Source organism: Streptomyces sp. NPDC001508 (assembly GCF_040298665.1).
Classification (GTDB): domain Bacteria; phylum Actinomycetota; class Actinomycetes; order Streptomycetales; family Streptomycetaceae; genus Streptomyces.
In genome coordinates this window covers 25,306-38,036 of the sequence record NZ_JBEPAP010000080.1, presented here as the reverse complement: position 1 = coordinate 38,036, position 12,731 = coordinate 25,306, and the positions used below count along the sequence as shown (strand labels likewise).

Below are 12,731 nucleotides of genomic sequence, written 5' to 3'. Positions count from 1 at the left end.
GGCGTGCCGTACGCGGAGGCCAAGGAGGTCGTCGGCACGGGCGGGGCCGAGGCGCTGACCTCCCGCTGGGAGGTGCGCTGGACCCCCGCCACCGCCCAGACCCTGATGCTGCTCGCCGCGTTCCTCGTCCTCGGCCTGCTGCTGTTGCCGTCGACGGTGTCCCGGCTGGTCGGCGCCCGCTCCCGGACCGACGCCGGCGCACACCGGGACGGCGACGGCACGAAGGGGGACTCCTGGTGAAGCCGATCCGGACGCGGCTGCGCCGCGCCCTCGTCCGCCTGGTCGCCGGTGCCGCGGTCGGCGCCCTCGCCGGGCTCGCCGTGACCCAGGCCGCCGCCCCCTCCTCGGCCGCGGCCGGCGCCGCCGACTCCGCCGTCACCGTCTCGGGCCGCGGCGAGTTCAAGGACATGAAGTTCACCGTCGGCCAGACCACCCACCTCACCAGCCAGGCCATCACGGTCTCCTGGACCGGCGGCACCCCGACCACCTTCGCGGGCACGCTGTTCAACACGGACTTCGTACAGATCATGCAGTGCTGGGGCGACGACGACGGCAGCGTCCCGGGCAATCCGGGACCGCCGCGCACCCAGTGCCAGTACGGCGCCTCCCCGACCACCGACCGCGGCAACTGGCCCGGCAACGGGCAGGACGACACCCGCCAGGTCTTCTACAGCGCCGACCCCGCCAACTACGGCCAGGACGATCGGTTCGGCGCGGCCAACCCCAACGCGCCGGCCGAGGTCCCGTTCAAGTCGGTGGACGGCACGGTCATCACCACCGGCACCCAGAACAACGCCTTCTTCAACCGCAACACCACCAACGAGGTCGACTTCGCCCGCACCGGCGCCGACGGCACCGGCCGCGAGTACGTCGAGGTGCAGACCGCCAACGAGGCCCCGCACCTGGGCTGCGGCGCGCCGGTCACCACCGGCGGCACCACCCGGCCGCGCCCCTGCTGGCTGGTGATCGTCCCCCAGGGCCACCTGGACCTCGACGGCCGCCCCTACGCCGACCACAGCCAGGTCAACGCGGGCTCCCCGGTGTCCTCCAGCAACTGGATGAACCGCATCGCGATCCCGCTCGGCTTCAACCCGGTCGGCACCAACTGCGCCCTCGGCGCCCATGAACGCCCCACCCTCGGCAGCGAGTTGGTGGCCGACGCGATGACCAGCTGGCAGTCGGCCCTGTGCCCGGCCGGACGGGTCTACGGCTTCACCCAGCTCGGTGAGCCGGACACCCGCGCCCGCCTCGGCGCCGACGGCTCGCTGGGACTGGCCTTCACCACCCGCGCGCTGGGCGCCGACGACGGCGCCACGACCCCGCCCGGCCCCACGTCCTACGCGCCGGTCGCGCTCTCCGGCGCCGTCATCGGCTTCACCGTCGAACGCAGACCCAGGTCCGACGCACCCGACGACATCCGCGAACTGGCCGGCACGAAGGTGGACTCGATCGATCTCACCCCGCGCCTGGTCGCCAAGCTGCTCACCGAGTCCTACCGCAACTCGCCCTGGGGCGCCGTGCTCGGCGACCGGGCGGCCAAGGGCTACGGCTGGGCGAAGGGCAACCCGGCGGGCCTCGCGAGCGACCCCGAATTCGTGGCCCTCAACCCGGAGTTCGCCCATCTCTCGGTCGCCGAGACCCCGGCCACCGACACCGACCTGATCACCTCGCTCGGGCACACCGACACCGCCCGCGCGCTGTGGCAGTGGATCACGTCCGACAAGGACGCCCGGCAGTTCCTGGCCGGGGTGTCCGACGACTGGGGCATGCGCGTCAACCCGTACTACAGCACCAACGCGGACCTGAACCCGAACGGCTTCGGCTTCGACCCCGCCCATGTGGACAGCTACCCGAAGAGCGACCCGTGGTGCACGATCCCGCCGGGCACGGACGCCACCGTCCAGCAGTGCATGACCGACTTCCACCCCTACGTCGAGAGCATGCACTCCGGCGCCCTGCACGCCCGGCGCGCCGACACGCTGTGGAAGTCCAGCTGGGACGGGCTGGCCAATCCGCCCGCCTTCAAGAACCCCGGCCCGCAGACGGTCGGCTCCCGGTTCATGATCACCGTCACCGACGCGGCCTCCGCCGCCCGTTACGGGCTGCAGACCGCCAAGCTGCGCAACGCCGCGGACCGCTTCGTCGCCCCGAGCGCCACGACCCTGACCGCGGCGGCCGACAGCGCCTCGGGCAAGGGCGTCGCCGAGATCTCCCCGGCGACCGCCAAGGCACCGGGCGCCTACCCGCTGGCCCAGCTGGTGTATGCGGCGGTCCGGCCCGGCACGCTGGACGCGGCAGCCCGCAAGGACTACGCGGCCCTGCTGACGTACGCGGCGGGCAGCGGCCAGATCAGCGGCGCCGACCCGGGCCGGCTGCCCGACGGCTACGCACCGCTGTCCACCGAGTTGCGCGAGCGCACCGCCCGTGCCGCCGACGCGCTGCTCCACTACACCGGGCCCACCTCCTCGGCCACACCCGGCGGCGGCACCGGGGACGGCGGCACCGGCTCGGTCACCGGCGGCTCGGAGACCATCCCCGACGGCAGCGGCGGAAGTTCCGGCACCGGCACCGGCACCGGCACCGGCACCGGCACCGGCACCGGCACCGGCAACGGCCGCGCGGCGGACGCGGACGGCGCCGCGGCCGGCGGCGCGAGCGCCCGGCCCAGCGCCGCGGCCTCCTTCGACGGCGGCAAGGCCGTGCAGACCACCGCCACCGGCACCACGCCCGACGACCCCGGCAACCCGCTGCGCTACGCCGTCCCGGTCGGCGCCGCGCTCGGCGCCGTCGCCGGGGCGGGCGCGCCCTTCGCCGGCGGCAGCCGGCCACGGCACCCGCTGCGGGTGCCGCTGCCCGGCGGCCGGACCCTGACCGTCGTACCGGCCATCACGCTGCCCGAACGGCTCAGGCGCCTGCTGCCCTGAGGCCCAGCGCCCGCGCGGCGCTCCCCAGACGGCCGTCCGCCCCGAAAGGCAGTCGGGGCGGACGGCCGGTACCACCCTGCCAGATCCCTCTTCACCTCTCTTCCCCCGCTACGCACTACCCTCAGGAGACACTCGATGCGCACAACGCGCTCTACGGCGGCGCTCGTCGCCGCCGCCGTGGTGGCCGGCGGCCTGGCCCTGTCCAGCCCGGCGTACGCCGACCCCACTCCCGCGGGGACCTTCCGCCAGCTCGTCGGCGTGGGCTCCGACACCACCCAGGACGTGCTCAACGCCCTGGCCGGCGACACCGTCAACGGCAAGAGCTACACCGGCACCGCCGTGAAGGCGGCGAGCGGCGCCCGGATCGCCTCCTACGACGCGATCGAGCCCGGCACCGGCTCCACCACGTCGAAGATCACCACCCGCTCCGGCGGCCCCACCTTCCTGCGCCCGAACGGATCCGGCGCCGGCCGGCTGGCCCTGACCGAGTCCCTGTCCGGCGACAAGTACCCGGACTCGGCCGGTGTGTCCGTCAAGGGCCAGATCGACTTCGCCCGCTCCTCCAGCGGCCCCAGCGCCTCCGGCGGCGCGCTCACCTACATCCCGTTCGCCCGGGACGCGGTCGGCGTCGCGGTGCGGGGCCCGGCGCTCGGCACCCTGACGGTGGAGCAGCTGCACGACATCTACTCCGGCTCGCTCACCAAGGTGAACGGCCAGACCGTGTACCCGAAGATCCCACAGAGCGGCTCCGGCACCCGCAAGTTCTTCCTGGCGTCGATCGGCCTCAGCGACGCCACGCTGTCCCCGACCGTCGCGGCCGTCCAGGAGAACCAGGCCGACACCGCGCTCACCCAGGACGGCGCGCTGGTGCCGTTCTCCGTGGGCAGCTGGATCGCCCAGATCAACGGCGTCTCCCCGGACTACAGCAAGTCCGCGGCCGCCGCCGGCGGTCAGCTGGCCGCCGTGAAGCTGCCCGGCGACAACGGCGCCACCTCCCCGGTGACGACCGTCAACGGCAAGCTCGCCCCGGTCAACGCCTACTACGAGAACGCCACCTTCGGCCGCGACGTCTACAACGTCGTGCCGAGCCGGGCGATCGACCCGACCAGCATCTTCTTCGACAAGGACCTCTACGACGTCTTCGTCACCAGCGGCAGCCACACCGCCGCCATGGCCTCCGACGCCGCCGAGAAGGTCATCGCCGACTTCGGCTTCGTGAACGAGTCGTACAACGGCTCCGTCAACCTGACCAGGCACGCCAAGCTGGGCGGCCTTGAGCAGTCCGGCCTAGATGTGTCGACGCCCGCCGCGCCCGCCCTCAAGGCCACCCCCGGCGACGCGAGCCTGAAGCTGTCCTGGACCGCCCCGGCCGCCACCGCACTGCCGCTCACCGACTACCGCGTCACGCTGACCGGTTCGGACGGCGCCGTCGTGGCCACCAAGGACGTTACGGCCGGCACCACCTCGTACACCTTCTCCGGGCTGGCCGTCGGCAGCTACACCGCGACCGTCGCCGCCGCCAACCTCAACGGCACGGGCCCGGCCGCCACATGGAAGGGCTCCGTCAAGTACGTGAGCACCACCAAGGCGACCGCCGCGACGACCGCCTACGGCAGGACGCCGAAGGTCGCCGTCACCGTCACCGGCTCGCACGGTGTCGCCCCCACCGGAAAGGTCACCGTCAAGGAGGGCGGCACCGTCCTGGGCAGCGGCACGCTCAGCGGCGGCAAGGTCACCGTCTCCCTGTCCAACCACCTCAAGGTCGCCACGCACACGCTGTCCGTCTCCTACGCGGGCAACACCAAGCTCAACGCGTCCGCCACGACGGCCACCCTGAAGATCACCAAGGCGATGCCGACCGTCACCTCCTCTGCGCCCGCCACCGTCAGCCACACGGCCCGGGCCAAGGTCTCGGTCAAGGTCACCGCGACCGGCACCACCCCGACCGGCACCACCCCGACCGGCACTGTCCGTATCTACGAGGGCACCAAGCTGCGCGCCACCGGCACGCTGAGCGGCGGCAAGGTGACCATCACCCTGCCGAAGCTGAGCCGCGGCAAGCACGTGCTGCACGCCTCCTACGCGGGCTCCTCGACGGTCAACCACAAGGCCGGCGCCGACTTCACCATCAAGTCCACCTGACCCACCCACGCCGGCGGGAGGACCACGCGCCCTGGTGGTTCCCCCGCCGGCTCCACCCGACGACCAGCGAAGGAGGCGGGCCGCCGTGACCGTCGCCGCACCGACCACGCTCGCCCCGGCCGCGCCGCTCACCCGGGTCCGCAGCGTCACCGCCGTCCGCCATCTGGCCCGCGGCGGCCTGCTCAGCCTCGCCGCGCTGCTGCTCGGCATCACCGCACAGCTCCTGCTGGTCAGCGGGATCCAGCAGCACAGCGCGCAGCACGCGGCCTTCGACGCATTGCGGGGCGAACTCGCCCTGGGCACCGCGCCGGTGTCCCAGACCGACCTGCGGGGTGACCTTTTGGCGTCCGGCACGCCGCTCGCTCTGATCGACATACCCAAACTCGGCCTGAGCCAGGTGGTGCTGGAGGGCACCGACTCCAGCGTGCTCACCGACGGGCCCGGCCACCGCCGGGACACCCCGCTGCCCGGCCAGACGGGCACCAGCGTCCTGATGGGCCGGGCCGCCGCGTACGGCGGTCCGTTCGGCCGGCTGGCCGATCTCGCCGCGGGCGACACCCTCACCGTGACCACCGGCCAGGGCAAGGCCGCGTTCCGGGTCAGTGACGTACGCCGGGCCGGTGACCCGGCGCCGCCCACCCTGGCCGCAGGCAAGGGCCGGCTGGTGCTGGTGACCGCCACCGGTCCGCGGTTCGCGCCGGGCGGCGTGCTGCGCGTCGACGCCGACCTGGTGTCCGCGCCGTTCCAGACCCCGGCCGCGGTCATCCGGGCCGGCACCCTGCCGGCCGCCGAGGAGCCGCTGGCCCGACTCTCCGGCATCCCGTGGCCCCTGGTGATGTGGCTGCAGGCGCTGCTCCTGACGGCGGTCGCCGCGGTGTGGGCGTGGCACCGCTGGGGCCGCCACCAGACCTGGATCGTCTTCGCGCCGGTCGTCGCCGTGCTGGGCCTCCAGGTCGCCACCCGCACCACCGAGTTGCTTCCCAACCTGCTCTGACCCGGCGCACCGCCGCCCGAACCGAGGTAGCCCACCGTGACCGACACCGCCGTACTCCCCGTGACCGACGCCCCGTCCGCCGCTCCCGCCACCTTGCAGGCGCGGGCCGTCTCGGCGTGGTTCGGCAGCCACCAGGTGCTCAGCCGGGTGTCGCTGACCATGCCCGCGGGCCAGGTGACCGCCCTGATCGGTCCCTCGGGATGCGGCAAGTCGACCTTTCTGCGGACCCTCAACCGCATGCACGAGCTGATCCCCGGCGCGGCCCTCGGCGGCGAGGTGCTGTTCGAGGGCGAGGACATCTACGACCCCGGGTGGCGGCTGACCGACGCCCGCCGCCGCATCGGCATGGTCTTCCAGAAGCCCAACCCGTTCCCCGCCATGTCGATCTACGACAACGTGGTGGCGGGGCTGAAGCTGACCGGGACCAAGGTGAGCCGCCGCGCCAAGGACGACCTGGTGGAGGAGTCCCTGACCCGCGCCGGCCTGTGGAAGGAGGTCAGCGACCGGCTCCGCCGGCCCGGCGGGGCCCTGTCCGGCGGCCAGCAGCAGCGGCTGTGCATCGCCCGCGCGCTGGCCGTACGGCCCCGGGTGCTGCTGATGGACGAGCCGTGCTCGGCGCTCGACCCCACCTCCACCCGCCGGGTGGAGGAGACCATCCACGACCTGGCCGGCCAGGTGACGATCGTGATCGTCACCCACAACATGCAGCAGGCCGCCCGGGTCTCCCAGCAGTGCGCGTTCTTCCTCGCCGAGCAGGGCACACCCGGCGCCGTCGTCGAGCACGGCGCCACCGACGACGTCTTCCACACCCCGAAGGACCAGCGGACGGCGGACTATGTGGCCGGCCGCTTCGGCTGACCTCCTTCGCGGGGCGACGACGGGGCCCGCCGGGGGCGACCGGCGCGAGAATCCCGGCCGCACGGTGCGCCGACCGGTCCGCAAGCCGCTTCGCCGGTGCGCCGACCGGTCCGCAGCCCCTTCGCCGGCTCGACGGGCTCGCCGCGCCACGGTGCCTCGACGGATCCGGCGGCGAGCGGCCCATCCTGAAGCCGCGGGTGCGGTGTCGGTCTCGCCGTACGGCGGAACCGGTGATCGTCTGCTGGGCGCGGGCCGGTGCGGGCCGTGGCGGTGCGGGCGGTGGTTCAGCGGGTGTGGGGGAGCAGCCGGGCCGGTCCGGTGAGGTGGTCCGGGGCCGGGGCGCGGCGGATGGCGATGAGGGCGGCGTCGTCGCCGAGCCGGCCGCCGGTGTGGGCGAGCAGATCGCGCCGGATGTGGTGGAGCAGCGACTGCGGGGAGTGCCCGGCCCACTGGGCGACGCGTTCCGCGAGGGGGTAGAAGGCGCCGCCGCCGTCCCGGGCCTCGACCACCCCGTCGGTGTACAGCAGCAGCGTGTCCCCGGCGGCGAACGGCAGCACGGCCACCGAGATCTCATCGGGTCCGGTCAGGCCGACCCCCAGCGGGGGCGAGGCAACCAGGTCGGGGGCGGCCACCGGGCGGCCGGCGGTCAGCAGCAGCGGCGCCGGATGACCGCAGCTGGTCAGCCGGGCGACGGGATCACGGTCGGGGATCTTTAGCAGGAGGACGGTGGCGAACCGCTCTCCCGCCTCGTCCGGGGGTTCGAAATCGGCCAGATACCGGGTGACGCTCTGTTCCAGTGAGGCGGCCAGCTCGGGCAGGGCCGCGTTGTGGTGCGCGGCCTCGCGGAACGCGCCGAGCAGGAGGGCCGCCTCCCCGACGGCCGACAGCCCCTTGCCGCGTACGTCACCGATGACCACCCGGGTGCCCTCGGCGTTGCGGGCGGCGGCGTACAGGTCGCCGCCGATCTCCGCCTCCTCCTCGGCGGCCATGTAGACACAGGCGAGTTGCAGGGTGCCGAGCCGTTGGGGCAGCGGCCACAGCAGCACCCGCTGCGCCGCCTCGGCCACGGACCGCACCTGGGCCAGTTCGCGGGTGCGTCGCTCACGCACCGCGGCGAACACCACGATCAGCAGCGAGAGCACGATCAGGGCGACGATCTGCACCATGATGTTCCGCGACCACAGCATGCCGGAATGCCAGCCGATGAACGCCTGGGCGGCCGCCGCGGTGGCCCCGATGACCCCCGTCAGCACCGGGCCCTCGAACCACGCGGTGACCGCGGGCGCGATGACCAGCAGGGGGCCGAGCACGATGTCGTCCGGTGACGCGGTGTCGGCCACGGTGATCACGACGATGAGTCCCACGGGGACCAACAGCAGCAGGCGGCTCGGCCGCCACGGTTGCCAGGGCCGCGCGAACGGCTGCTGCGAGGAGAACATGTCTCCCACAGTGCACCGCGTTGGTCGGACGCGCGAGCACGGGCAGGTCAGGACGTCATCACCAGCCAGGTGCCGCCCAGCGAGGCGACGTACAGCGCGGCGCCGAGCGGCAGAAACCACCAGGGGGAGCCGCCGCCGCGGTACACCACGAGGCCGGGCACCACCGCGGCGGCCACCGCGAGGAGGAGACCGAGCCAGGGCAGTCCCAGCATCGTCAGGATCCCGGACGTCGTGCACCGGAACGCGGGGTGCTCGGCCGAGCAGTTGTCCGTCGCGAAGATCGAGATGTAGAAGGCGATCGCGTCGATCAGGCCGCCGCAGCCGGCCAGCAGCCCCACCGCGGTGAGGTAGGCGGCCGGCCACCGCGCACGGGCGGGGGCCACGGTGTACGCGTGCTGGTGGTAGCCGTAGTGGTGGTCGCCGGCGCTCATGGTTCCCCCGTGGTCCCGCGGCCCGCATGTCCGTGGCCGCCCGTCGGGACCGACCGTAGAAGCCGTGGCCGTCCGTGTCCTGAGCACGCGTACTCAGTCCGGCCGGGGACTGCGCCCCGTCAGGCCCGCCCGTGTCCGGGCGGGTGCTCGGGCAGGCGGGCGGTCAGGCGAGGGGCAGCGCCGAGGCGAAGGAACCCGCGTGGTGGACCAGCGGTGTGGCCTCGTCGACGACGGTGCCGTCGTCGACCTGGCCGACCACGAAGAGGTGGTCGCCGAGGGTCTGGCGCGAGGTGACCCGCGCGGTGAGCCAGGCGCTCACTCCGTCGAGCAGGGGCACTCCGGCGGTGTCGTGGCGCCAGGGGACACCCGCGAACCGGTCGATGCCGCTGGTGGCGAACCGGTCGGCGAGGGCGGTGTCCCGGGTGCCGAGCAGATGCACCGCGAACCGGTCCGCGGTCCGCACGGCCGGTGCCGTCGACGCGGTGAGTCCGATGCAGAAGGAGACCAGGGCCGGCCGCAGGGACACCGAGGTGAAGGAGGTCGCGGTGAAGCCGGCCGGGCCGGGGACGGTGATCACGGTGACACCCGCGGCATGGCGCCGCAGGGTGCTGCGCAGGATCTCGGCGGATTCGGGACCGGTGGCACGAGGAGTGAGACGGGGGCTGGCGGAGGTGGTCACGCGGCTTCCCTTCGGGCAGTACGGCGGCCGGCCCTGGGACCGGGCCGGTGCGGGACAGGAGCGGAGTGGTCGTCGACCGTCACGGGTCATCGACGGCGCGGCGGCGGGCCGTCGGTGCGGGTGACGCGCGGGTGTGCGGTCCGGTGGGCGTGCGGCGGTCGGCGCGATGGGCAGCGGTGTCCGGGGACGGTCGTGCATCGGATGGGGCGGCCCGGGTTCGCGGCGCCCGCGTCGGGGCGGGTGCGGGGGCGACCGGTCGCACGCGAGGCGAGGGTCGTCCCGTCGGGACGCGGGGGCGCAGGGACGATGCGGTCGCTCAGCGACAGAGCGCGCTGGAAGTGCGGCAGTGGTCGACGTGACGACAGGCGACGCCCGGGTGCAACAGATGCATGGTCAACATCTTCACGTCGCCCTTATGGCGCTGTCAATGGACACCTCACGGTGTCTCATTCGGCGAGACCGGCGCCGCCCTGCGCCGCCCGTTCCCCGGCCCGGCCGGCGCCTCCGGGTGCGGCTCGCGCAGCGCCGGGTGGCAGGCCGCCTCCTCCGGGTGGAGCCACAGCACCCCGTGCGCGGTGGTGAGTTCGACCGCGCCGGCCGGCGGGGTGCGGTCGCCGGTGAGCAGTTCCAGCTCGGGCAGTGTGAGGGTGCGCCACCGCTCGAGCGCCGCCTCGGCCCGCACCGGTCCCGCCGTACGCAATGCGGTGCCGGCCGCGGTCCCGGCCGCGTCCAGGTAGGTCCGCGCCGGACGCCAGCCCGGTACGCAGACCCGTCCGCCGGGGCCGTCGAAGAGCAGTGTGGGCAGCGCGTAGCGCACGCCGTCGGTCAGTTCCTTGGCCCGGCCCGGATGCGGTCCGGGCGCGTCGAGCAGCCGCACCTCGCGGCACGGTCTGCGGGTCTCGGCATGGTCCGCGGCCACCGCGGCCCGTGTCCCGGCCGAGGCCGAGTCGGCGCGCAGCGCGTCGGGATCGAGCCCGGGAACCCCGCGCACCGCCCAGGCCACGCCCGCCGCCGAGTCCGCGGGCGTCCCCGCGACGAACGTGCTCTCCCGCAGCCGGCGCAACACCCGTTCGGCCGGCTGCGCGCCCTGCCGCTGCGCGGCCTTGGCGGCGAGGGAGGCGGGCCAGCTGGTCCGGGTCAGCCAGTGCAGCCGTGCCGGGCGCGGGGCACCGGTGTGCGCGGTGACGTCCCGCACGAAACCCTCGTACCAGCGGGCCTCGGCCGCGGGATCGGGCGGCGGGTCGTCGGTGTCGTCGAAGAGGATGCCGAACACCCGCCGCCAGCGCAGCTGGTCCCCGAAGACCGTCCGCAGCAGCCGTACGGCGGGCTCGGAGCCCCAGGCCCACGGGCAGGCGGGGTCGGTGAACTCGGTCACCGCGACCAGGGGTTCGGCGTCCGGCGACGCATCCGTCATACGCCGACCGCCCGCCGCGGGGCGCCGGCACCGGCCTCGTCCTGCGCGCCCGCGGCGCCCCGCCGGGCGAGTTCGGCGATCGTGGTGCGCCGCAGCAGCGCGAGGGCGACGGCCTCCACGTCCTGCCACACGCCGGGCACCGCCCGCCCCGTGCCGGGATACACCAGATCGGCCGGGGCCTCGTCGCGCACCGTGAAGAACGTCCCGTCCACCGCCGTCATCACCTCGGCCACCGTGATCCGGCCGGCGTCCCGCCCGATCCAGTAACCGCCCTCGCAGCCGCGCTGGCTGCGCACGAGTCCGGCGGCCCGCAGATCGCGGAAGACGGACTTGAGGAACCGGAACGGGATCTCCTGGGCCGCGGCGATCCCCTCACAGGTCAGGGGGCGCGTGCTGTCCGCGGCCAGCTCCACCAAGGCCCGCACCGCGTAGTCGGCCTTCGCCGAGATATGCATCTGCACCGTCTTCCGTCTCATCGGTCGCCCGCTGCGGCGCCGGACCGCGTCCCGGCCGCCGAACGGGCGAGGCGGCATTGGACACATCTTGACATCCATTTCGCGGGCTCTCTACCGTCACCGCAGGATCGTGCGTACGCGCAGACGGCCGGGCCGCACCCGCGTCGCCGCGGTCGGCCACGCGGCCCGACCGCCCAGGCCGCCCGAGCTGCCCGATCCCGTCCATTTTGGCCGCGCGTCCCGCCCGACCCGGCCGCCCCGCACCGTCGACGAGCAGGAACCGCCATGACCTCGCACGAGACACCTTCCGCCGCCGCGTCCTGCCAGGACGGCGAGCGCGACGCGTTCCACCCCGACCTCACCGGGCCCGCCGGACCCGTCGGGCCGCTGCGGGCGCGGTTGCACCACATCCGCGCCGACGCGCTCGACGACGGCACCGCGCAGACCGAGGGCATGCGCCGCTTCGCCGCCGTCAGCGGCGCCACCGTCGGCTCGGAGCGCATCTGGATGGGCCAGACCCATGTCTCGCCCCGCACCGCCTCCTCCAACCACCACCACGGCGCCTCCGAGACCGCCATCCATGTCGTCGCGGGCAACCCGGAGTTCGTCTTCCTCGACGACTCCTCCGGGACGCCGCAGGAGATCCGGATCCGCACGGCACCCGGCGACTACATCTTCGTACCGCCGTTCGTGCCGCACCGCGAGGAGAACCCCAGCCCCGACACCGAGGCGGTCGTGGTCATCGCCCGCAGCACCCAGGAGGCGATCGTCGTCAACCTGCCCGAGCTGTATGTGCTGGATACGGAGCGGCAGCCGGAGTGACGCCGGCAAGGATGCCGTGAGGTGTCCTTTGCCCCGCGCGCGCGCCGTCGGCGACTGCCGCCGGCGGCGCGGCTCCCCGTCCGTCCGGACCCACCGGCCCCCTGACCCACGGTCAGGGGGCTTTTCGTGTGCCGCCCCTCCGATCCGTTCCACCGAATGAGACATCAATTGGTGTCCATTGACAGTGGCTTGCGGCTGCCCCCAGGATGAACACCATGCTCACGACGCACCCCGGTGTGGTGTGCCGCTACGTGGACCTGCGGCGCACCTGTAGCGCCCTCTGTCGCTGACCGCCGTCCACTTCCGCCCACGGACGCCGACCGCCGGCCGCCGCCCATGCCCGCGCCGTACGCGGCGGGCGCGTCCGTGTCCGTCCTCCCCCCGCCTGTCGCCCGCCGCCGCGCAGCGCACGCCCGGCCACCGGTACCCGCCCGGCGGTGAACCCGTCCTGCCCGCCGCCCCGGCGGCGTCCGACGTGTGCCGCAGAGCCTCCCCGGCCCCGCCCGCCCGGGTGTGTGCCGACGCCCTCACCCGCCCGTCGGGCCGTCCCGCGCACCCGGACCGCCCGCCCCG

General features: G+C 74.2%; 11 protein-coding genes. 6 read left to right on the top strand and 5 right to left on the bottom strand.

Annotated features, from left to right (window positions below; genetic code table 11):
* The 5 genes from ABT245_RS40970 to pstB all read left to right on the top strand — a co-directional run.
* Positions 1-240, top strand: a 240-nt coding sequence (locus tag ABT245_RS40970; RefSeq protein ID WP_351744733.1) for a hypothetical protein, incomplete at its 5' end; no start/stop codon positions are given.
* Positions 237-2,924 carry a hypothetical protein gene (locus ABT245_RS40965; RefSeq protein WP_351744730.1) on the top strand — a complete coding sequence of 896 codons (2,688 nt, stop codon included), beginning with the start codon at positions 237-239 and terminating at the stop codon, positions 2,922-2,924. The genes ABT245_RS40970 and ABT245_RS40965, both read left to right, overlap by 4 nt.
* Before the next feature lie 135 nt (positions 2,925-3,059).
* Positions 3,060-5,066, top strand: coding sequence for an Ig-like domain repeat protein (locus ABT245_RS40960; protein WP_351744727.1), 2,007 nt, complete (start codon positions 3,060-3,062; stop codon positions 5,064-5,066).
* A gap of 85 nt (positions 5,067-5,151) precedes the next feature.
* Entirely contained in the window at positions 5,152-6,060 is a 909-nt protein-coding gene (locus ABT245_RS40955; protein ID WP_351744725.1) for a sortase, read from the top strand.
* 93 nt (positions 6,061-6,153) lie between these two features.
* Positions 6,154-6,918, top strand: a complete 765-nt coding sequence (gene pstB / locus ABT245_RS40950) for a phosphate ABC transporter ATP-binding protein PstB (RefSeq protein ID WP_351744738.1) — start codon at positions 6,154-6,156, stop codon at positions 6,916-6,918.
* A gap of 284 nt (positions 6,919-7,202) precedes the next feature.
* Here pstB and ABT245_RS40945 read toward each other — a convergent pair whose 3' ends face one another.
* From ABT245_RS40945 to ABT245_RS40925, 5 genes are all read right to left on the bottom strand, one after another.
* Positions 7,203-8,357: a PP2C family protein-serine/threonine phosphatase gene (locus ABT245_RS40945; protein WP_351744722.1), complete on the bottom strand. Its 1,155-nt coding sequence runs from the start codon at positions 8,355-8,357 to the stop codon at positions 7,203-7,205.
* A 47-nt stretch (positions 8,358-8,404) separates the two neighbouring features.
* Positions 8,405-8,788, bottom strand: coding sequence for a hypothetical protein (locus tag ABT245_RS40940; RefSeq protein ID WP_351744720.1), 384 nt, complete (start codon positions 8,786-8,788; stop codon positions 8,405-8,407).
* A gap of 163 nt (positions 8,789-8,951) precedes the next feature.
* Positions 8,952-9,467, bottom strand: a complete 516-nt coding sequence (locus tag ABT245_RS40935) for a flavin reductase family protein (RefSeq protein WP_351744717.1) — start codon at positions 9,465-9,467, stop codon at positions 8,952-8,954.
* A 436-nt stretch (positions 9,468-9,903) separates the two neighbouring features.
* Complete coding sequence (locus tag ABT245_RS40930; protein ID WP_351744714.1) at positions 9,904-10,881, bottom strand: DsbA family oxidoreductase; 978 nt, start codon at positions 10,879-10,881, stop codon at positions 9,904-9,906.
* Positions 10,878-11,336, bottom strand: coding sequence for an RrF2 family transcriptional regulator (locus ABT245_RS40925; protein ID WP_351744736.1), 459 nt, complete (start codon positions 11,334-11,336; stop codon positions 10,878-10,880). Before ABT245_RS40925 ends, ABT245_RS40930 begins: the two co-directional genes overlap by 4 nt.
* Positions 11,337-11,621: 285 nt before the next feature.
* On the opposite strand from ABT245_RS40925, the gene ABT245_RS40920 reads away from it, so the two are divergent.
* A complete protein-coding gene (locus tag ABT245_RS40920) occupies positions 11,622-12,158 on the top strand; it encodes a cupin domain-containing protein (protein WP_351744711.1) in 537 nt (178 codons plus the stop codon).
* Positions 12,159-12,731 lie beyond the last annotated feature (573 nt).

Bases quoted from the DNA above. Each gene is read 5' to 3' on its own strand.
- ABT245_RS40960 (WP_351744727.1), top strand. From the start codon at position 3,060: ATGCGCACAACGCGCTCTACGGCGGCGCTCGTCGCCGCCGCCGTGGTG.
- ABT245_RS40945 (WP_351744722.1), bottom strand. From the start codon at position 8,357: ATGTTCTCCTCGCAGCAGCCGTTCGCGCGGCCCTGGCAACCGTGGCGG.
- ABT245_RS40940 (WP_351744720.1), bottom strand. From the start codon at position 8,788: ATGAGCGCCGGCGACCACCACTACGGCTACCACCAGCACGCGTACACC.
- ABT245_RS40930 (WP_351744714.1), bottom strand. From the start codon at position 10,881: ATGACGGATGCGTCGCCGGACGCCGAACCCCTGGTCGCGGTGACCGAG.
- ABT245_RS40925 (WP_351744736.1), bottom strand. From the start codon at position 11,336: ATGCATATCTCGGCGAAGGCCGACTACGCGGTGCGGGCCTTGGTGGAG.
- ABT245_RS40920 (WP_351744711.1), top strand. From the start codon at position 11,622: ATGACCTCGCACGAGACACCTTCCGCCGCCGCGTCCTGCCAGGACGGC.